Source organism: Streptomyces sp. NPDC047042 (genome assembly GCF_040644035.1).
GTDB lineage: Bacteria > Actinomycetota > Actinomycetes > Streptomycetales > Streptomycetaceae > Streptomyces.
Window position 1 is genome coordinate 86,058 of sequence record NZ_JBEYVP010000001.1, and the last position, 20,582, is coordinate 106,639.

General features: G+C 69.0%; 15 protein-coding genes, 1 pseudogene and 1 riboswitch. Of the genes and pseudogenes, 7 read left to right on the forward strand and 9 right to left on the reverse strand.

Features of this window, described 5'->3' with window-relative positions; all coding sequences use genetic code 11:
- Positions 1 to 28: 28 nt before the first annotated feature.
- The 4 genes from cydD to hisC form a co-directional block, all read right to left on the reverse strand.
- Positions 29 to 3,565 carry a thiol reductant ABC exporter subunit CydD gene (gene cydD, locus ABZ855_RS00410; protein ID WP_360798523.1) on the reverse strand — a complete coding sequence of 1,179 codons (3,537 nt, stop codon included), beginning with the start codon at positions 3,563 to 3,565 and terminating at the stop codon, positions 29 to 31.
- Between the two features lie 78 nt (positions 3,566 to 3,643).
- A complete protein-coding gene (gene cydB / locus ABZ855_RS00415) occupies positions 3,644 to 4,648 on the reverse strand; it encodes a cytochrome d ubiquinol oxidase subunit II (protein ID WP_360798526.1) in 1,005 nt (334 codons plus the stop codon).
- A gap of 21 nt (positions 4,649 to 4,669) precedes the next feature.
- Complete coding sequence (locus ABZ855_RS00420) at positions 4,670 to 6,178, reverse strand: cytochrome ubiquinol oxidase subunit I (RefSeq protein WP_360798529.1); 1,509 nt, start codon at positions 6,176 to 6,178, stop codon at positions 4,670 to 4,672.
- A 267-nt stretch (positions 6,179 to 6,445) separates the two neighbouring features.
- Positions 6,446 to 7,525 carry a histidinol-phosphate transaminase gene (gene hisC / locus ABZ855_RS00425; protein ID WP_360798532.1) on the reverse strand — a complete coding sequence of 360 codons (1,080 nt, stop codon included), beginning with the start codon at positions 7,523 to 7,525 and terminating at the stop codon, positions 6,446 to 6,448.
- A gap of 472 nt (positions 7,526 to 7,997) precedes the next feature.
- Between hisC and ABZ855_RS00430 the strand changes: the two genes are divergently transcribed.
- The 3 genes from ABZ855_RS00430 (at position 7,998) to ABZ855_RS00440 (ending at position 11,725) form a co-directional block, all read left to right on the forward strand.
- Entirely contained in the window at positions 7,998 to 9,110 is a 1,113-nt protein-coding gene (locus tag ABZ855_RS00430; RefSeq protein ID WP_360798535.1) for a LacI family DNA-binding transcriptional regulator, read from the forward strand.
- 400 nt (positions 9,111 to 9,510) lie between these two features.
- On the forward strand, positions 9,511 to 10,629 hold the full coding sequence (locus tag ABZ855_RS00435; protein WP_360798538.1) for a metallophosphoesterase: 1,119 nt from the start codon (positions 9,511 to 9,513) through the stop codon (positions 10,627 to 10,629).
- Between the two features lie 205 nt (positions 10,630 to 10,834).
- Complete coding sequence (locus ABZ855_RS00440) at positions 10,835 to 11,725, forward strand: hypothetical protein (protein WP_360798541.1); 891 nt, start codon at positions 10,835 to 10,837, stop codon at positions 11,723 to 11,725.
- Between the two features lie 157 nt (positions 11,726 to 11,882).
- Here ABZ855_RS00440 and thiC read toward each other — a convergent pair whose 3' ends face one another.
- Positions 11,883 to 13,703, reverse strand: a complete 1,821-nt coding sequence (gene thiC / locus ABZ855_RS00445; protein ID WP_360798544.1) for a phosphomethylpyrimidine synthase ThiC — start codon at positions 13,701 to 13,703, stop codon at positions 11,883 to 11,885.
- Positions 13,696 to 13,883, reverse strand: a riboswitch (TPP riboswitch). It overlaps the preceding gene by 8 nt.
- 593 nt (positions 13,884 to 14,476) lie before the next feature.
- Between thiC and ABZ855_RS00450 the strand changes: the two are divergent.
- Positions 14,477 to 15,841, forward strand: a pseudogene (locus ABZ855_RS00450) (YibE/F family protein); the annotation flags it as partial.
- 111 nt (positions 15,842 to 15,952) lie between these two features.
- Here the strand turns inward: ABZ855_RS00450 and ABZ855_RS00455 are convergent.
- The 4 genes from ABZ855_RS00455 to ABZ855_RS00470 all read right to left on the reverse strand — a co-directional run bounded on the left by ABZ855_RS00455 (position 15,953) and on the right by ABZ855_RS00470 (position 18,356).
- On the reverse strand, positions 15,953 to 16,390 hold the full coding sequence (locus ABZ855_RS00455; RefSeq protein ID WP_319206237.1) for an SsgA family sporulation/cell division regulator: 438 nt from the start codon (positions 16,388 to 16,390) through the stop codon (positions 15,953 to 15,955).
- 100 nt (positions 16,391 to 16,490) lie between these two features.
- Positions 16,491 to 17,429, reverse strand: coding sequence for an IclR family transcriptional regulator C-terminal domain-containing protein (locus ABZ855_RS00460; RefSeq protein WP_360798547.1), 939 nt, complete (start codon positions 17,427 to 17,429; stop codon positions 16,491 to 16,493).
- A gap of 223 nt (positions 17,430 to 17,652) precedes the next feature.
- A complete protein-coding gene (locus ABZ855_RS00465; RefSeq protein WP_319206233.1) occupies positions 17,653 to 17,865 on the reverse strand; it encodes a DUF5326 family protein in 213 nt (70 codons plus the stop codon).
- Between the two features lie 173 nt (positions 17,866 to 18,038).
- Positions 18,039 to 18,356 carry a cupin domain-containing protein gene (locus ABZ855_RS00470; protein ID WP_164408297.1) on the reverse strand — a complete coding sequence of 106 codons (318 nt, stop codon included), beginning with the start codon at positions 18,354 to 18,356 and terminating at the stop codon, positions 18,039 to 18,041.
- A gap of 48 nt (positions 18,357 to 18,404) precedes the next feature.
- On the opposite strand from ABZ855_RS00470, the gene ABZ855_RS00475 reads away from it, so the two are divergent.
- Genes ABZ855_RS00475 through ABZ855_RS00485 form a run of 3 tightly spaced genes read left to right on the forward strand, consistent with a single transcriptional unit; the run spans position 18,405 to position 20,448 of the window.
- On the forward strand, positions 18,405 to 18,782 hold the full coding sequence (locus ABZ855_RS00475; protein WP_360798551.1) for a phage holin family protein: 378 nt from the start codon (positions 18,405 to 18,407) through the stop codon (positions 18,780 to 18,782).
- An 8-nt stretch (positions 18,783 to 18,790) separates the two neighbouring features.
- Entirely contained in the window at positions 18,791 to 19,282 is a 492-nt protein-coding gene (locus tag ABZ855_RS00480) for a low molecular weight protein-tyrosine-phosphatase (RefSeq protein WP_360798554.1), read from the forward strand.
- Positions 19,279 to 20,448: a cystathionine gamma-lyase gene (locus tag ABZ855_RS00485; RefSeq protein WP_360798557.1), complete on the forward strand. Its 1,170-nt coding sequence runs from the start codon at positions 19,279 to 19,281 to the stop codon at positions 20,446 to 20,448. Before ABZ855_RS00480 ends, ABZ855_RS00485 begins: the two co-directional genes overlap by 4 nt.
- Positions 20,449 to 20,582: the final 134 nt, after the last annotated feature.

The window sequence follows — 20,582 nt, forward strand, 5'->3', positions numbered from 1 at the left end:
GTTGGCGGGACCCCTGACGGGGAGCAGATCAATTCACCGACGCCACCGACACCAGCCGCTCGGACTCCGCCTCCCGCTCCGCCATCCTCCGCAGCGGCCCTTCGACGGTGACCAGCTCCGCGTACGTCCCCCGCTGCACGACCCGCCCCCTGTCCAGCACGATCACCTCGTCCACGGCGTCGAGACCGGCCAGCCGGTGGGTGATGAGCAGCGTCGTACGGCCCTCGGTCGCGGCCAGCAGATCCGCGGTGAGGGCGTCGGCGGTCGGCAGGTCGAGGTGTTCGGCGGGTTCGTCGAGCACGAGCACCGGGAAGTCCGCGAGCAGCGCCCGGGCGAGCGCCAGCCGCTGCCGTTGCCCGCCGGACAGCCGAGCCCCGTGCTCGCCGACCAGCGTGTCGAGCCCGTCCGGCAGCGACTCGGCCCAGTCCAGCAGCCGCGCCCGCGCGAGAGCACCTCGCAGGTCGCCCTCGCTCGCGTCCTTCTTAGCCAGCAGCAGGTTCTCGCGCACCGAACTGTCGAAGAGGTGCGCGTCCTGGGCACACAGCCCGACCAGCCGCCGTACGTCGTCGCCGTCCAGCGCGTACGCGTCCACGCCGCCCAGCGTGTAGCGGCCTGCGTCGGCGTCCAGGAACCGCAGGAGCACCTGCGCGAGGGTCGTCTTGCCCGACCCGGACGGACCGACGATCGCGATCCGGCGCCCTTCGCGCAGGGTGAGATCGAGGCCCGACAGCGCGTCCCGGTCCTGCCCTGCGTGGCGGGCGGACAGCCCCCTGACGACGACCGGGAACGGCGACAGCGGCGCGGGGAGCGGAGCTTCGGGTTCACGCACGGGCTCGGGAGCGTCCAGGACCTCGTACACGCGCTCCGCGCTCCTGCGCACCCGCTGCCGGTACCGCACGGCGAGCGGCAGCCCGAGGACGGCCTCGAAGGCGGCCAGGGGAGTGAGGACGACGACGGCCGTCACCACCCCGTCGAGCCGCCCGTCGGCGACGCCCTGGGCACCCACGAGGGCGGCGCCCGCCACGGTCAGTCCGGACAGCAGCGCGGTGAGCGCGTCGCCGAGCGCGGTGGCCGTGGCGCCGCGCGAGGCGATCCGGGTGAGCGCGGAATCGGCCCGGCGCACCTGTTCGGTACGTGCGTTCAGGGCGCCCGCGACCGTCGACTCGGCGGTGCCGGTCAGCAGGTCGGTGACCTGCGTGGCGAGTACCCCTCGGGCCGGGGCGAGCCTGCGTTCCGCGCGCCGTGCCACGGCACTGGTCACGAGGGGGACACCCACGCCGGCCGCGAGCAGTCCGGCGGCCAAGACGGCTCCGGCCTCCGGCAGCAGCCACGCCGTGAACCCGACGGAGGCGGCGGAGACGACAAGGGCGGCCCCGGCGGGCAGCAGCCAGCGCAGCCAGTAGTCCTGGAGCGCGTCCACATCGGCGACGAGCCGCGACAACAGGTCGCCTCGCCGGGTCGTGCGCAGTCCCGCGGGCGCCAGCCGCTCCAGACGCCGGTAGACGGCCACCCGGGTGTCGGCGAGCATCCGCAGCACGGCGTCGTGCGACACCAGCCGCTCGGCGTACCGGAACACGGCCCGCCCGATCCCGAAGGCCCTGGTGGCCGTGACCGCGACCATCAGATACAGCACGGGAGGCTGCTGCGAGGCCCGCGAGATGAGCCACCCCGAGGTGGCCATGAGCCCGACGGCACTGCCGAGCGCGAGACTCCCGAGCAGCAGCGCGAGTCCGAGCCGCCCTCGCCGGGCCCCGGACATGGCACGCACCCGGGCGAGCACCCCGAGTCGCCCTGCGGGAGCGCCGGGTACGAGTTCTTCCTCGTCGAGCACGGGCAGCCGTACACCCTGCGAACCCTCCACAAGGAGCCCGTCGCCGCCGGAGGAACCGTCGGCCCGCGCAGAACCGGAGAGGTGCGCAGGGGGAACAGCCTCCTCCAACCTCACCACCCGGTCCGCCACCGCCAGCAGTGCCGGCCGATGCACGACCAGCAGGACCGTCCGTCCGACGGCCAGCCGCCGTACGGCGGCCACGATCTCGGCCTCGGTCTCCCCGTCCAGCGCGGCCGTCGGCTCGTCGAGCAGCAGCACAGGCCGGTCCGCGAGGAACGCCCGGGCCAGCGCGAGCCGTTGCCGCTGCCCGGCGGACAGGCCGACCCCGTCCTCACCGAGCATCGCGTGGACACCCTCGGGCAGCGCGTCCACGAACTCCAGCGCACCGGCGTCGGCCAGCGCCCCGCGTACGGCGGTGTCGTCGGCGTCGGGCCGGGCCAGCCGTATGTTCTCGGCGATCGACCCGGCGAACAGATGCGGCCGCTGCGGCACCCAGGCCACCCGCGCACGCCACTGCTCCAGGTCGAGGCCGGCGAGGTCGGCGCCCCCGACCGACACCCGCCCCTTTGTCGGCCGCACGAACCCGAGCAGCACGTTCAGCAGCGTCGACTTGCCCGCGCCGCTCGGTCCGACGAGCGCGACCGTCTCGCCGGCCGCAACAGCGAAGGATACGTCCGCCACCGCGTCCACCGACCGCCCGGGATACCGGACCGTCACGCCGTCGAAGACCACCCCGCCCTCCGGGACCACCCCGGTCCCGGACTCGGGGACCGGGGTCTCCAGCACGGCGAAAATCTCCTCGGCCGCGGCCAGCCCTTCGGCCGCCGCGTGGAACTGGGCGCCCACCTGCCGCAGCGGGAGATACGCCTCGGGAGCGAGGATGAGAATGACCAGCCCGATGTACAGGTCCATCTCGCCGTGCACGAGCCGCATACCGATGGTCACCGCGACGAGCGCGACGGACAGCGTCGCCAGCAGTTCCAGCGCGAAGGACGAGATGAAGGCGATCCGCAGGGTCCGCATCGTGGCCTGCCGGTACTCACCGGTGATCCGCCGGATCGACTCGGCCTGCGCCTTGGCCCGGCCGAACACCTTCAGCGTCGGCAGCCCGGCGACGACATCGAGGAAGTGGCCCGACAGCCGGGACAGCAGCCTCCACTGACGGTCCATGTGGGACTGCGTGGCCCAGCCGATCAGCACCATGAAGATTGGGATGAGCGGCAGGGTGCCGACGATGATCGCCGCCGACACCCAGTCCTCGGTGACGATCCGGGCCAGCACGGCCACCGGCACGACGACCGCCAGCCCCAACTGCGGCAGATAGCGCGAGAAGTAGTCGTCGAGCGCGTCGACTCCCCGGGTCGCGAGGGCCACCAGCGACCCGGTCCGCTGCCCGCCGAGCCATTCGGGGCCGAGTGCGACGGACCGCTCCAGCAACCGCCCGCGCAGCTCCGACTTCACCGCCGCACTCGTACGGTGCGCGGCCAGTTCGGTGAGCCAGGAGACCACCGCACGGCCACCGGCGACGGCCACCAGCAGCAAAAGGGGCGTACGGAGTTCGGAGACCGACAGTCCGTGCTGGAAGGCGCCGACCACCACCTCGGCGATGAGCATGGCCTGCGCGACGACCAGCCCCGCGCCGACAGCGCCGAGGCCGACGACCGCCAGCAGGAAACGACGTGTGGCACCGGCGTACCGGAGGAGCCGAGGATCGATTGGTTTCACGTGAAACATGCCCTTCGGTCCAGGGAGTCGGGTTCGCGATGTTTCACGTGAAACATCGCGAACCCGCCTTCCGCAGACAGAGACAACTCAGTGCGCGGCCTCGGCAAGGTGCTGCGTGCCGATCCGCTTGCGGAACACCCAGTACGTCCAGCCCTGGTAGAGCAGGACCATCGGGGTGGCGATCCCGGCACACCACGTCATGATCTTCAGCGTGTACGGGCTCGATGAGGCGTTGGTGACCGTGAGGTTCCAGTCCGCGTTGAGCGACGACGGCATGACGTTCGGGAAGAGCGTCAGGAACAGCATCGCGACGGCGGCCACGATGGTGACCCCGGAGAACGCGAACGCCCAGCCCTCACGCCCCTTCCGGGCCGCCCCCAGGGCGAGGAGAAGGGCCAGCACGGCCACGACCGCCGCGGCCAGGGAGCCGCCGTCACCCTTGTCCGCCTGGGTCCAGCTCAGGAACACGAGCGCGACCACGGCGGCCAGGAGGCCGACGCGGACCGCCAGCTTCCGGGCCCGTTCCCGGATGTCCCCGACGGTCTTGAGACCGACGAACACCGTGCCGTGGAAGGTGAACAGCGACAGGGTGACCAGGCCGCCGAGCAGGGCGTACGGGTTGAGCAGGTCGGCAAGGCTGCCGACGTACTCGAAGTGCTTGTCGATCTTCACCCCGCGCACGATGTTGGCGAAGGCCACGCCCCAGAGGAACGCCGGGAGGAGGGAGGTCCAGAAGATCGCGGTCTCCCAGTTGCGCTGCCAGTTCTCCTCGGGCCGCTTCACGCGGTACTCGAAGGCGACGCCGCGCACGATCAGGCACACCAGGATGAGCAGCAGCGGCAGATAGAAGCCGGAGAAAAGAGTGGCGTACCACTCGGGGAAGGCGGCGAAGGTCGCGCCGCCCGCCGAGAGCAGCCACACCTCGTTGCCGTCCCAGACGGGCCCGATGGTGTTGATGAGGACCCGCTTCTCGGCCCGGTCGCGGGCGAGCAGCTTGGTGAGGACACCGACCCCGAAGTCGAAGCCCTCCAGGAAGAAGTAACCGATCCACAGGACGGCTATGAGGACGAACCAGACGTCGTGAAGTTCCATGGCGATTCCAGCCCCCTGGGCCTAGTAGGAGAAGGCCATCGGCTTGTCGGCGTCCTGCGGGTCGCCGCCGATCTTCTTGGGCGGGTTGAGGTCGGCCTCGGTCAGTTCGGGCGGTCCGGCCTTGACGTACTTGACGAGGAGCTTGACCTCGATGACGGCGAGGATCGCGTAGAGCGAGGTGAAGACGGTCATCGAGGTGAGGATCTCCCACTGCGAGACCCCGGGGGAGACGGCGTCCCGGGTCTGGAAGATGCCGTACACGACCCACGGCTGACGGCCCATCTCGGTGAAGATCCAGCCCCAGGAGCTGGCGATCAGCGGGAAGCCCAGGGTGAGGATCGCGATGCGCCAGTACCACTTGGTGAGCGTCGGGCCGAGTGCCTTCCCGGGCAGCAGCGAGAGGTGCGGCACTTCGTCGTCACCGACCCGCAGCTGCCGCGGCAGCATGAACTTCTTGCGGGTCAGCCAGAGTCCGGCCAGCCCGATCGCGAAGGACGTCATACCGAAGCCGATCATCCAGCGGAAGCCCCAGTAGGCCACCGGGATGTTGGGCCGGTAGTCGCCGGGCCCGAACTTCTCCTGCTCGGCCTTGTTGACGTCGTTGATGCCCGGGACGTACGAGCTGAAGTCGTCGTTGGCCAGGAAGGACAGCAGGCCCGGGATCTCGACGGCGACCTTGTTGTGGCCGGCGTCGACGTCACCGTAGGCGAAGACCGAGAAGGGCGCGGGTGCCTCACCGTCCCAGAGGGCCTCGGCGGCGGCCATCTTCATCGGCTGCTGCTTGAACATGACCTTGCCGAGGAAGTCCCCGCTGACCGCGGTGAGCAGACCGCCGATGACGACGGTGACCAGGCCGAGCCGCAGCGAGGTCTTCATCACCTCGATGTGCTTCTTGCGCGTCAGATGGAAGGCGGCGATGCCGACCATGAAGGCGCCACCCGTGAGGAAGGCCGCGGAGAGGGTGTGGAAGACCTGCGTCAGCGCGGTGTTCTGGGTGAGGACCAGCCAGAAGTCGGTGAGTTCGGCACGGCCCTTCTGCTCGTTGATCCGGTAGCCGACAGGGTGCTGCATCCAGGAGTTGGCCGCGAGGATGAAGTACGCCGACAGGATCGTGCCGATCGAGACCATCCAGATGCAGGCCAGGTGGATCCTCTTCGGCAGCTTGTCCCAGCCGAAGATCCACAGCCCGATGAAGGTGGACTCGAAGAAGAAGGCGATCAGCGCCTCGAAGGCGAGCGGGGCACCGAAGACATCGCCGACGAAGCGCGAGTAGTCGGACCAGTTCATACCGAACTGGAACTCCTGCACGATGCCGGTGACGACACCCATGGCGATGTTGATCAGGAAGAGCTTGCCCCAGAACTTGGTGGCCCTGAGGTACTTCTCCTTCTCCGTGCGCACCCAGGCGGTCTGCAGGCCGGCGGTGAGCGCGGCGAGGGAGATCGTCAGGGGGACGAACAGGAAGTGGTAGACGGTGGTGATGCCGAACTGCCATCGCGCCAGAGTCTCCGGTGCCAGAGCGATCTCCACATCTCCTCCTTACGAGCCGTGATCAGTGCGGCGGTCCGTCCCGGTCGCCGACCCGCACGAGAGGGACAAACGAGACGCGCTTGTGAACGCGTTCACATTCACAAGCAATTATGGCGCATGCCCGTTCGACCCGGGAGACGAGGGGGGCAGAAACAGTCTCCGACCACTCCGGAGTACGGGATTCAGGGCCTCCGGGACAGCAAAACGGCACGTCACCCGTGGTGAGTGACGTGCCGCACATGGCCGCCGAAGCTGCTCCGGGAGGTCTCAGAACTCCTTGCGGAACATCTCCGCGGTCTTCAGGAAGATGTCGTTCGCCTCGGACTCGCCGACCGTCACCCGGACTCCCTCGCCAGGGAACGGCCGGACGACCACACCGGCCCGCTCGCACACCGCCGCGAAGTCCACCGTGCGCTCCCCCAGCCGCAGCCACACGAAGTTCGCCTGGGTGTCGGGCACGGTCCAGCCCTGGCCCCGCAGACCGTCGACCACCCGCGTGCGCTCCACCACCAGCGAACCGACCCGGCCCAGCAACGCGTCCTCGGCCCGCAGCGAGGCCACCGCCGCGTCCTGGGCGATCTGGCTCACGCCGAACGGCACCGCCGTCTTGCGCAGCGCCGCCGCCACCGGCTCGTGCGCGATGGCGAAGCCGACCCTGAGCCCGGCGAGACCGTACGCCTTGGAGAACGTCCGAAGCACACAGACGTTCGGCCGGTCGCGGTAGAGCATGACCCCGTCCGGCACCTCGACGTCGCGCACGAACTCCTTGTACGCCTCGTCCAGCACCACCAGCACATCGCTGGGCACCCGGTCCAGGAACCGCTCCAGCTCGGTCCGACGGACGGCCGTTCCGGTCGGGTTGTTGGGGTTGCAGACGAAGATCAGCCGGGTCCGGTCGGTGATCGCGTCCGCCATCGCGTCGAGGTCGTGCACATCCCCAGGCGTCAACGGGACCTTGACCGACGTGGCACCACTGATCTGAGTGATGATCGGATAGGCCTCGAAGGACCGCCAGGCGTAGATCACCTCGTCACCGGGCCCACTGGTCGACTGGACCAGCTGCTGTGCGACACCGACCGAGCCGGTGCCGGTGGCGACATGGGAGGCGGGCACGGCGAAACGTTCGGCCAGCTCGCTCATGAGCTCCGTACAGGCCATGTCCGGGTAGCGGTTGAAGGCCCCCGCCGCCGCCGTCACGGTCTCCAGCACGCCGGGCAGCGGCGGATACGGGTTCTCGTTCGAGGACAGCTTGTAGGCCACCGGACCGTCGGCCGCGGCCGGCCTGCCCGGCTTGTAGGTGGGGATACCCTCCAGCTCGGCGCGCAGCCTGGGGCTTGTCTCGCTCACCACAGTCCTCCTCGTGACCACCACCGGCTCGACACGGCCACCCGCTGCCGGTTACCGGGTACCAATGCTTCTCACCTTATGAGGATTCGGCGCCGGCGCGTACGGGTCGGTCGTCTCCGGGACGAGCCCGGCGAAGGCGCGTGCCCGCCTCCCCCGTCCCGCCGGTCCCACACGCATCGGGGGTATCACTGTACAAAGTTGTACGAATCAGGGGGCGCATTATGTGTTCCGGCACGCGCCGGTGGCTCACGCCGTGGCGCGCATCCCTCGTAGAGGTGAGTTGAGACCTCTTCGAGACATCGGCCACTTGGCAGGCCTATGCGCGCCGACAAGTCACGTAGGCCAGTAATATCGTTCAACTACCTTTCTTTCTAAGCCAGTTGACGGTAATTGACCTTGCAGAAACGTGCCTGTCAACGGCTGCATATGCGTCCGCACTACCCCACCGCATGAGCCCTACTATCGGCTCGCCATGACAGCAGCAGGGAAGCACCAGGTGAGCCGCGCGGAGACAACCCGACGAGCCAGCCGGCCGGGCCGGGCGGGCATCAGAGACGTGGCCGCCGCCGCCGGCGTCTCGATCACGACCGTCTCCGACGCCCTCAACGGAAAGGGCCGGCTCCCGGACGCCACCCGACGCCATGTCCGCGAGGTCGCCGACCGGCTGGGCTACCGCCCGTCGGCCGCGGCCCGAACCCTCCGTACCGGCAAGTCCGGACTGATCGGTCTGACCGTGACGACATACGGGGATGAACCTTTCACCTTCACCGAGTTCGCGTACTTCGCGGAAATGGCGAGGGCCGCCACCTCCGCCGCGCTCGCCCGGGGCTACGCCCTGGTCATCCTCCCCGCGACCTCCCGCCACGACGTGTGGTCGAACGTCGCACTGGACGGCACCGTCGTCATCGACCCGTCCGACCAGGACCCGGTGGTCAGCGAACTCGTCCGCCAGGGGCTGCCCGTCGTCTCCGACGGCCGCCCGGCCGGCTCGCTCCCGGTGACCGCGTGGGTCGACAACGACCACGAGGCAGCCGTCCTGGGCATCCTCGACCACCTGGCCGCCGCCGGCGCCCGCCGCATCGGCCTCCTCACGGGGACCTCCACCGACACCTACACCCACCTCTCCACCACCGCGTACCTGCGCTGGTGCGAGCGGGTCGGCCAGGACCCCGTGTACGAGTCCTACCCGGCCCACGACCCGTGCGCCGGCGCCGTGGCCGCCGACCGGCTGCTGGCCCGCCCGGACCGCCCGGACGCCGTCTACGGTCTCTTCGACCCGAACGGCACGGACCTGCTCGCCGCGGCCCGCCGCTACGGCCTGCGCGTCCCGGAGGACCTCCTGCTGGTCTGCTGCAGCGAGTCCACGGTGTACGCCAACACGGAGCCGCCGATCACCACTCTCTCCCTGAAGCCGCGCCGTATCGGCACGGCGGTGGTCCAACTCCTGATCGACGCCATCGAGAACGTCGACTCGGACCTCCCCGTCGAGCAGGTGATACCGACCGAACTGATCGTGCGGACGTCCTCGCAGCGCCGTCCGCCGCGCACGACGGTCAGTCCACCGCGGTCGCCCGAGAAAGGGTGATCCTGGGGCGGTGGTGAGGGGCGGGGACCGTGGGCCTGCGCGGGGCCGGCTCCCGAGGAGCGGGGCCGTACGAGGGGTCGGCCCCGTCGGGGAACGGGAGCCCGGCCCCGTGCAGGAACACGGTTCCCGAGGCCGCCACGCCAGACAGGCGCCGGTGTCATGATCGTACGAAGCGTCGATGCCCGAGGCACGAAGCGGGGAAGTTCAGGCCGGGCCCGTACGGGAAAGCCCCTCCGAATCGGGGCGAATGCCGCGGTGAACTGGGCTCCTTCGCCGATTCACCACCCCTGGGTCATCACATGGCGCGATCCGCATTCCTATGATGGGCCCACGACACCGCGGGCCGCTGCGACCAGGCAGTCCGATGCGGTGCAGATGCGGCGCGATGGTGGAGGGGTCGATGACTCAGGGGGCCGGTCAGGGACCCGAGGTGACGCGGACGGCGACGTCACGCGACTTCCGGGTGCCCGCGTACGTCCATGAGACCGGTCCGTACGCCGATGGCACGGCACCCGGCGACATCACCACCGGGGCGGCCGACACCGAGGTCCCGGAGACCCCGGCGAGCCCGCAGACCCCGGCCGACCTGGAGGAATACCCGGACGGGTACACCCCCACCCAGCGCGACCTGCCGATCATCAACCGCGGCGACACACTTCAGGTGACCGTAGACCCCGCGACTTCGGCAGCCGAGGGCGCGGGACCGCTGTTCGTCGTCGGGGACGTCCACGGCTACCTCGACGAACTGGTGAGCGCCCTTCAGGAACAGGGCCTCATCGACAGCGCGGGCAACTGGTCCGCGGGCCCCGCCCGGCTCTGGTTCCTCGGCGACTTCACCGACCGCGGTCCGGACGGCATCGGCGTCATCGACCTCGTCATGCGGCTGTCCGCCGAGGCAGCCGCGGCCGGCGGCTACTGCAAGGCGCTGATGGGCAACCACGAGTTGCTGCTGCTGGGCGCCAAGCGATTCGGTGACCTCCCCGTCAACTCGGGCGCGGGCACGGCCACCTTCCAGGCGGCCTGGCTGCTGAACGGCGGCCAGAAGACCGACATGGACCGGCTTCAGGACCACCACCTCCAGTGGATGGCCCGTCTCGACGCGATCGAGGAGGTCGACGGCCACCTGCTCGTGCACTCGGACACCACCGCCTACCTCGACTACGGCGACTCGATCGAGGCGGTCAACGACACCGTCCGCGAGACGATCACGCGCAACGACGCGGACGAGGTGTGGGATCTGTTCCGCAAGTTCACCAAGCGCTTCTCCTTCCGCGACGAGGGCGGTGCCGAGGCCGTACGCTCCCTCCTCGATACGTACGGCGGCAGCCGCATCGTTCACGGTCACAGCCCCATCCCGTATCTGGTGGGCGATGTCGGCACCGAGGACGACGGTGAGGACAGTTCCGGCCCGAACATCGAACATCCGCACGTCTACGCCGACGGACTCGCCATCGCGATGGACGGCGGCGTGACCATGGCCGGAAAACTGCTGGTCCAGGAGCTTCCGCTCGAACTCTGATGCCTGCCCGGGCGTTCCCTGGGCAGACGTTCTCCGACGGCCTACCGCACCGGACGGGGGACAGTCGGACGGCAATTTCTTCAAATCCACTGTCACCGCGCGCCGTCGCCGCTCTACCATCGGCTTATCCGTAGCAGGCTCCCCTCCGTTTCTGCCCGACGGCTCGTCAGCATGCCGAGCCCCAAGCCCTACGGAGCATCGGGGGATGCACATGAACAGCGTTCCGCAGCACCTGCTGAACGAGGACCGCCAGGAATACGAGCGGATCCTCGATGAGGCGCTGCGCTCCGCCCCACACCGCCCGGAACTGGCCGCCGTCGGTGAGCGGCTGAACCCCGAACAACTGCGCACCATGGCGCTCAACGCCACCGCTCTCATCACGGTCGCGGCGGCGAGCGAATACCAGCACTACGTGAAGGTCCGCGACGAACTGCGCCACCCGGCGCCGTCCACCCCGACGTCCGTCCACGAATCCGGCTCCACCGAGTCGGGCACGGGCACCTTGGGGCTCGCCACCACGCTGGGCGAGGCCGCCGAGACCGCCGGGGCGGGCGCCGTCGCCGTCGTCGCGGTCCTGGCTCCCGTCCTCGCCGGCACGGCGGCGGCGATCTTCCTGCTCGTGGGTTACATCCTCAAGATGCTCAACCCCGAGCCGGCGTTCGCCCAGACCATGCTCACCACCGGATGGGTGTTCGGTGCGGTGACCGCAGTGGCGATACTCGTCGCCGCGGTCGGCCTTCTCCTCACCGCCCTGCGCAACAGCCCGGAGGCCGAGGAGGCCGGAGCCTACGGCGAACTGACCGAGGAGGTGGCGCTGGCCAGGGAAGCCTGGCGCGAGGCCCTGTTGGAGCGCGGCATCCTGCCGTTCCTCCGCGAGGCCCTCGCCGACCCCGGTACGGCGGCGATGAAGCGCAAGCCGGCCCCGCAACCGACCACCGGCCGTATGCCCCACCTCGGCTACAACCGGCCCGGCTTCACCAGCCCCGACGGCGGCCCGACGACGAGCCACCACCGCCCCAGCTTCACGAGCCCGGACTTCACCAGCCCGGACTTCACCAGCCCGGACTTCGGAGGCCCGGACCACCCGCCGGAGTGACCGGCGGGTCCCCGGATACAAGGCACGGAACTCGGGGCTGTGGGTCGGGCCCAGCTCAGCTGGAGAGGGCGGACGCTGACGCCGCCTCACCAGCCGGGCTGCCCGTCGAACCCACGGCCTGCGGACAGGCCGCGGGTTCGACCGAGGGCTGATCCGCTCAGTCCGCCAGCGGCAGGTACACCCGGTTTCCGCTTGCCGCAAACTCCTTCGATTTCTGGAGCATCCCCTCGGCGACCTCCTCGGCCGTCGCTCCCGCAGCCGCCGTACCTCCGAACTGCTCGGTGATGCTCTGGCTGATCTTCATGCTGCAGAACTTCGGTCCGCACATCGAGCAGAAGTGGGCCGTCTTGGCGGGTTCCGCCGGCAGGGTCTCGTCGTGGAACTCGCGTGCCGTGTCCGGGTCGAGCGCCAGGTTGAACTGGTCCTCCCACCGGAACTCGAAGCGGGCGTCGGACAGCGCGTCGTCCCATTCCTGCGCACCTGGGTGCCCCTTGGCGAGGTCGGCTGCGTGGGCGGCGATCTTGTAGGTGATGACGCCGGTCTTGACGTCGTCACGGTTGGGCAGCCCCAAGTGCTCCTTGGGTGTGACGTAGCAGAGCATGGCCGTGCCCCACCAGGCGATCATCGCGGCACCGATACCGGAGGTGATGTGGTCGTACGCCGGCGCGACGTCAGTCGTCAGCGGGCCGAGCGTATAGAACGGTGCTTCATCACAGATCTCCTGCTGGAGGTCGATGTTCTCCTTGATCTTGTGCATCGGGACGTGGCCCGGGCCTTCGATCATTGTCTGTACGTGAAAACGCTTCGCGATCCTGTTGAGTTCCCCGAGCGTCCGCAACTCCGCGAACTGTGCCTGGTCGTTGGCGTCCGCGATCGATCCGGGCCGCAGTCCGTCGCCGAGTGAGTACGTGACGTCGTACGCGGCGAGAATCTCGCACAGTTCTTCGAAATTCTCGTACAGGAACGACTCCTTGTGGTGCGCGAGACACCAGGCCGCCATGATCGAGCCACCGCGCGAGACGATGCCGGTCTTGCGGTTCGCGGTGAGCGGTACGTACGCCAGGCGGACGCCCGCGTGGACGGTCATGTAGTCCACGCCCTGTTCGGCCTGTTCGATGACCGTGTCCTTGTAGATGTCCCAGGTGAGTTCCTCAGCCCGGCCGTCCACCTTCTCCAACGCCTGGTAGAGCGGCACCGTGCCGATGGGAACAGGGGAGTTGCGCAGCACCCATTCACGTGTGGTGTGGATATTGCGCCCGGTCGACAGGTCCATGACCGTGTCGGCGCCCCAGCGGGTCGCCCAGGTCATCTTCTCGACCTCTTCCTCGATGGAGGAGGTGACCGCGGAGTTGCCGATGTTGGCGTTGACCTTCACCAGGAATCGTTTGCCGATGATCATCGGCTCGATCTCCGGATGGTTGACGTTCGCGGGAAGCACGGCACGCCCGGCGGCGATCTCCTCACGGACCACCTCGGGGTCGACGTTCTCCCGGACGGCCACAAACTCCATCTCGGGCGTTGTCTCCCCGCGGCGGGCGTACGCGAGTTGCGTCACCGCCTGACCGCTCCGGCTCCGGCGCGGCTGCCGGGGCCGCCCTGGGAACACCGCGTCGAGGTTCCTGAGCCCTCCGCGCGGCGAGGTGTGTTTGATCCCGTCGTCCTCCGGACGGACGGGACGACCCGCGTACTCCTCGGTGTCGCCCCGGGCGATGATCCAGTTGTCGCGCAGCGGAGCCAGCCCCCGGCGGACGTCGGTGTCGACCAGTGGATCGGTGTACGGACCGGAAGTGTCGTACAGAGTGACCGACTTCCCGTTGGTGAGGTGCACCTGTCGGACCGGCACCCGCAGGTCGGGGCGTGAGCCCTCGACATACCCCTTGTGCCAGCCGATGGACTTCCCGGCCCCCTGGGACTCGTTGCCCGCTACGGGCTGTTCGTCCTGGACGGAGGCAGGCGTGCGTGCGTCCTTGATGGTCATGAGACCTACTCCCTACGCCGGCATTACCCGGTAACAGGTTCAGCGGTCGACGCAGCGGATCCCGTCTGCCGATGTTTCATGTGAAACATCACTCGTTCCACGATGTTCCACGTGAAACATTGCTAAGACGGAGGTCAGCGCCCTCTCAGCCCGGTGCTCCGAGCTCCCGCGTGTGCAAAGGTGCCTCCACGCTAGCGTTAATTTGGGCGAGGTGAACAGAGGGCCCCTGCCGTTCTTGCGATGATCGGGCGGTGACCACGACGCAAGGACCCCCGTACCCGTCCTCCGAGCCGCCGCGCGGAAGCGGTGCCCAGCGCGGCTCCGGACCGGGCAGCGCAGACGGCGGCACCGGCGGAGCGACTGGCTCGAGGGGCGGTCCCGGATACGGTCCCGGCCGGACGTTCGACCGCGGCTACGGGCCAGCAGCGCGCACGGGTCAAGGCGGCCGTAGGAGCCCCGATGGCCGTCAGGGCCCGGATTTCGAGGCCGATGGGCCGGGGACCGGTCAGTTCGGCCCCTTTCCCGTTTCCGACGGCGGTCGAGGTCCTGGCCCGGGAGCAGTCGGTGGACACGATCACGGAACCGGCCGGGGACAAGGCGCCGACCCTGGGCACTATGGGCACCACGGGCACGGCCAGGCGGACGAAGACCGTGGCGGGCCTGGCGGCAGTTTTGCCGACGGGCACGGCCCCGGTCCGGGTGACGGGCACGGGGGAGGAGGGCCCGGGCACGGTGGCGGCCACGGACCCGACGACCATCAGGGCGGTCACTCGCACGGCCACAGTCACAGTCATGGCCCGGCCGCCCCTGTGTCCGTCCACTTGCGGAAGATCATCGGGGCGATTCTGATCCCCTTCGCCGCGGCGGTCGTGATCGGGCTGGCGGTGTTGTGGCCCGGGGGCGCCCCGGCGCACGAGCGCACCGGCGTGGGATTCGACCGGCAGACCCAGGAGGCCACGGTCACCGAGGTCGTCGCCGTCGACTGCAAGTCCGTCAACGCCTCGGGGGACACCCCGACCGGCGGCACGTCCACCGCCGAGGGTTCCTCCGCACAGCAGCAGGCGACCGGCGAGTGCAAGAGGGCGACGATCCGCGTCGACACCGGCAACGACAAGGGCCGCACGTTCACGGAGATCGTCCAGCCGGACCAGTCACGGCAGTTGCACGAGGGCGAGAAGGTCGTGGTGGCCTACGAGCCCTCGGCGCCGAAGGACCTCCAGTACTCGGTGGCCGACGTGAACCGCCGCTTCCCCATGGCCCTGCTGGCCGGGATCTTCGCACTCGCCGTCGTGGTCGTCGGACGCCTGCGCGGTCTGATGGCGCTGGTCGCACTGGCTGTCAGCTTCATGGTGCTGACCTTCTTCATCCTGCCTGCGATTCTGCAGGGCTCGAACCCGCTGATCGTGGCGGTCGTCGGGGCCAGCGCCATCATGCTGATCGCGCTCTACATGTGCCATGGGCTCTCGGCCCGTACGTCGGTGGCAGTGCTCGGGACCCTGATCTCCCTGGTACTGATCGGCATTCTGGGCTCGGTGTTCATCGGCTGGGCCGCGCTGACCGGCAACACGGACGACAACACGGGTCTGATCCATGGCCTGTATCCGTCCATCGACATGAGCGGTCTGCTGCTGGCCGGCGTCATCATCGGTTCGCTCGGCGTCCTGGACGATGTGACGGTCACGCAGACATCGGCGGTCTGGGAGCTTCACGAGGCCAATCCGACGATGGGGTGGCGCGGGCTGTACCGCGCCGGTATCCGCATCGGCCGCGACCACATCGCGTCCGTCGTCAACACCCTCGTCCTCGCCTACGCGGGCGCCGCGTTGCCGCTGCTGCTGCTCTTCTCCATCGCGCAGAGCAGCGTCGGGGCGGTCGCCAACAGTGAACTCGTCGCGGAGGAGATCGTACGGACCCTGGTGGGCTCGATCGGCCTGGTCGCGTCCGTACCGGTGACCACGCTCCTGGCTGCGCTGATGGTCTCGGCCGACCGCCCGGGTACGGAACCGCTCGCCGCCACAGCAGGGGCAGGCGGAACGGGACTCGGAGGAGGACCCGTAGCCGGCGCTGAAGCGGGCGCGGGAGCCGCGGCCCAGTCGGGTCAGGCCCGTGCCGGGAAGGGCCGTCGCCGCAAGCACTGACGGAGCCGTAGGGCACACAGGCCGCGCGCCTGGGCAGAGTACGGCCTCGCGCTTCTCCTGCCTCCGAGGAGAAGCGTTACACCACCGGCGGGAGCTGCCCCGCGACTCGGTTCAGCCCGCGCTCTGCTCCTCCGCCAGAATGCGGTCCAGCGCCTCGTCGAGGTGGGCGTCGAAGTCGGCGAGGGAACGCTCCTGCCCCAGCGGCACAAGCTTGTCCGTCCGGTCGAGGAACGCCACCAGCGGCGCCGCACCGGAGCGGAACAGCGCCTGGTCGCCGCCGACCTGAAGCCGGATCAGCACCTCGCCCAGGACCTCGCTGTCGGCGGGCGAGATCCGCACATCCCCGTCCCCGCACGGTCGCCCCACGCCGTCGATCAGCAGCTCGCGCCCGAAGGCCCAGGTCACAGGAGCGTCGCCGGGCAGATGGAAGGTCAGCCGGACGGCATAGGGATCACAGGTCTCGTAACGCAGCTCCACCGGAATACGGAAGGAGAGCTCCTCCGAGACAAGAAAGCTCATCATGACTTCTGCCTGCACCGACTCGCGCATCGCCTATCCCTGTCACTTGCCGCGGACTGGCCTGGAATCATCGCTCTGATACTGCTCGAATCTTGCTGAAAGTACACGATGAATCACAAGGAGTGAGTTTTCAGATACTGATAGAGATCGCGAGCGATCCGAGCAGTCTTCCGACCTCTGTCTGCAGCTGCTGTGCCGCGACTAGCAGTCGATCGGTCTGCTGTGAAGGAAGAGAAATGGCCAAAGTGGCGGCCGTGTCACCGATAGTGATCGGAATCGCCGCGCAGACCGTCCCCAGCGCGTACTCCTGACGCTCCACGACCAGCTCCATGCGTCGCATCCGGTCGAGGCGGCGCAGCAGTGAGTGGCTGTCCCGGACGGTGTAGGGGGTGACCGCCTGTACGGGGTGCCGGTCGAGATGGTCCCGGCGGTCCTGCTCGTCCAACTGGGAGAGCAGACACTGTCCGACGGCGTGCGCGTGTCCGGTCTCGCGGAAGTCCGCCCATTCCTCGACCGCCGGGTTGCTGGGCGTGTCGGAGACGCACATGACCTCGATCTCGCCGTCGCGGTACACCGCGTAGTACACGGGTACGCCGATCGTGTCCCGCCAGTGGGCGAGCGCGTCCACCACCGTGCTGCGACGTTTCTGCCTCGCACCGCTGCTGCCCAGCCGCTCGGCTGCCTCACCGAGAAAGAACAGCCCTTTCTCGCGCCGGAGATAGCCCTCGAAGACGAGGGTTCGCAGCAGGTGGTACGCGGTCGGCAGCGCGAGGCCGGTCTCCCGGGCCAGCTGCTTGGCGGGGGCTCCGTGCTCGTGTGCGGCAACGGACTCGAGCAGATGCATCGCGCGCTGTACGGAGCCGATGAGAGTCGCCGTGGGGTGCGGCTCGGCGGGCGGTACGAGCACGGGGGCAGGCGGTGGGACCTGTTCGGGTGCGCGGGCCGACACGGGTCTCTCGGCGGGCCGGACGCGCGTCCCCGGTGAAGGCGCGCTCCGCTGCTTCGGCCGGCGCTGTACGGGTGGAGCCTGTGGTTCCGCGGGTGCGGTGTCGACCATGGCGAGGGTCACTCTCGAAGGCGAGGGGGCTGCCCGTGCGGAAGGACACGGGAGGAGGGGGTACGCCGTCCGCGAGGGTCGTCCCCGCGTCGAATTCCGGACTCTAACGGCCTGTCACCGCGCGCAGACCGCCCGAAGGGGAAACTTCCCCCGCCCGAGGGAACCGGTGATTTCTGTTACCGGCGCCCGCGACGCCTCGCCCGGCGACTCCCGTGTCCCCGCCGCCCCACCGCTCTCACCAGTCGCTGCGCGACGACGAACTCGCCGTGAACTTCCGTACGACGTAGATGAGCCCGCCGACCAGGGCGACGAAGACCAGCGCCTTGAAGAGCAGCCCGATGACGAAGCCGACGACGGTCGCTATCAACCCGCCGAACACGACGAGGGCGATGACCGGCACCGCGACCCACTTCACCCACCACGGCATTCCCGCGAAGATCTCTCGCATCGCCCTTTTCCTTACGTCTTTGCCCGTTGCATCCGCACGGGGCCTGTGCCCTTCGCTCGTGCCGGGACATTCGATGTTCCGCCTTCGATGCTAGGGCGACAGGGGGCCCGGTGGGGGCCCCGCATCCCTTGCCCTCCCCTGATCGATCCCCTAGGGAACCCTGAGGCGGGAGGTCAGCTCTCGGGTGGAGAGAAGACCACCATGACCCGCAGATCCTCGCTGATGTGATGGAACTTGTGGGCCACGCCGGCCGGCACGTACACGACGCTGCCGCGCGCCACCTGGGTCGTCTCCATCCCGACGGTGATCGCGGCCCGTCCACTCACCACGAAGTACACCTCGTCCTGCCGATGGGGCTGCTGCGGGTCCTGCTCGCCCGCGTCCAACGCGTACAGGCCGACCGACATGTTCCGTTCGCGCAGGAACTGCAGGTAGGCGCCGTCGTTGGCGGCACGTTCCGCCTCCAGTTCATCCAACCGGAATGCCTTCATCGCCCTCGCCCACACTCGTAACCGATCTCTTCTGCCACGATCAGACACATGAAGAATTTCGTAGTCAAGACGATCGCCAACGCGGGCGCCCTCGGCGTGGCCGTATGGGTATTGGACAAGATCACCCTGACCGGTGACAGCACGGGCAAGAAGGTCGGCACGCTGATCATCGTCGCCCTCCTGTTCGGCCTGGTGAACTTCCTGGTCAAACCGATTGTGAAGGTGCTCACCTTTCCGCTGTTCATCCTCACGCTCGGCCTGATCACCCTGGTGGTCAACGCCCTGATGCTGCTGCTCACCTCGTGGCTGGCCGACAAGTTCGACCTGAGCTTCCACGTCGAGGGCTTCTGGACGGCAGTCCTGGGCGGCCTGATCATCTCGATCGTCTCCTGGGCGCTGCACATCGTCCTGCCCGACGAGGACTGAGGACTCCGATGGCCTACCGTGTCTGTTTTGTATGCACCGGCAACATATGCCGCTCCCCGATGGCGGAGTCCGTCTTCCGCGCGCGCGTGGAGGAGGCCGGGCTGGCCGGCCTCGTCGAGGTCGACAGCGCCGGCACGGGCGGCTGGCACGAAGGTGACGGCGCCGACCCACGCACGGTAACCGTGCTGGAGGCAGCCGGCTACGACAGCGATCACGCGGCCCGCCAGTTCCGGGCCGCGTGGTTCGCCCGCCTCGACCTCGTCATCGCCCTCGACGCAGGCCATCTGACGGCCCTGCGCCGTCTGGCGCCCACTCCGCAGGACGCGGAGAAGGTGCGCCTGTTGCGCTCTTACGACCCCGCCGCGGACGCTGATCTCGACGTCCCGGACCCGTACTACGGAGGTATGGACGGCTTCGAGGAGTGCCTTGCGATGGTGGAGACGACGAGCGCCGGTCTGCTCGCCGCGGTCCGGGCGGAAGTGGAGGGACGGGCGGCATGAACGATCCGGCTGCGAGCGAGAACTCGGGCACACATGCGAACTCGGGTTTGGGTGACAGCACGCGCGCGGTGCGGGCGGGACTGCCCGAGCCCGTCAAGCACGAACCGACCCTCCCCGGTCCGGTGTTCGCGGCCCATTACCACCTGCCGGGCGCCCCCACCGGTCCGTACACCTACGGCCGCGACGAGAATCCGACCTGGACCCTGCTGGAGCGCGCCATCGGCGAGCTGGAGGCACCGGGCGAGGACGGCGTCGAGACGCTCGTCTTCGCCTCCGGCATGGCCGCCGTGTCGTCGGTGCTCTTCTCCCAGCTGCGCACCGGGGACGCGGTCGTCCTGCCGGACGACGGCTACCAGGCGCTGCCCCTGGTGCGGGCGCAGCTCGAGGCGTACGGCATCGAGGTACGTACCGCTCCGACCGGCGGCGACGCTCAGCTCGACGTTCTCGACGGCGCGCGCCTGCTGTGGATCGAGACCCCGTCGAACCCGGGGCTCGACGTGTGCGACGTACGACGGCTCGCCGAGGCGGCCCACACGCATGGCTGTCTCGTCGCCGTCGACAACACCCTGGCCACACCGCTCGGCCAGCGCCCGCTGGAACTCGGCGCCGACTTCTCCGTGGCCAGCGGAACCAAGCAGCTCACCGGGCACGGCGACGTACTGCTCGGTTACGTCGCCGGTGCGGATCCCTCCGCGATGGCCGCCGTACGGCGTTGGCGCAAGATCGCCGGAGCGATTCCCGGGCCCATGGAGGCCTGGCTCGCACACCGGTCGATCGCCACGCTTCCCCTGCGTGTCGACCGGCAGGACGCCACCGCCCTGACCCTTGCCGAAGCTCTGCGCGGGCGGCCCGAGGTGACGGGGTTGCGCTATCCGGGGCTGCCGGACGATCCGTCACACAAGATCGCTGCGCAGCAGATGCGGCGCTACGGGTGTGTCGTTTCCTTCGTCCTGCCCACGCGCGCGCGTGCCGACCGCTTTCTCGGTGCGCTGCGGCTCGTGGACGACGCGACCAGTTTCGGCGGCGTGCGGTCCACTGCCGAACGGCGTGGCAGGTGGGGCGGAGACGCCGTGCCGGAGGGCTTCATTCGTTTCTCGGTCGGCGCAGAGGATCCGGAGGACCTGGTGGCCGATGTGCTGCGCGCACTGGAGACCTCGTCGGACTGACGAGAGCGGTCCGAGCCTCAATGTTTCACGTGAAACACCGCATTTCACTCATGCAGGTCGCGTGCCCTCGCTTCGCGGGAACGCTTCGCAGGGAGTAGGCATGTTTCACGTGGAACCAGCCGGGCCACATTTCT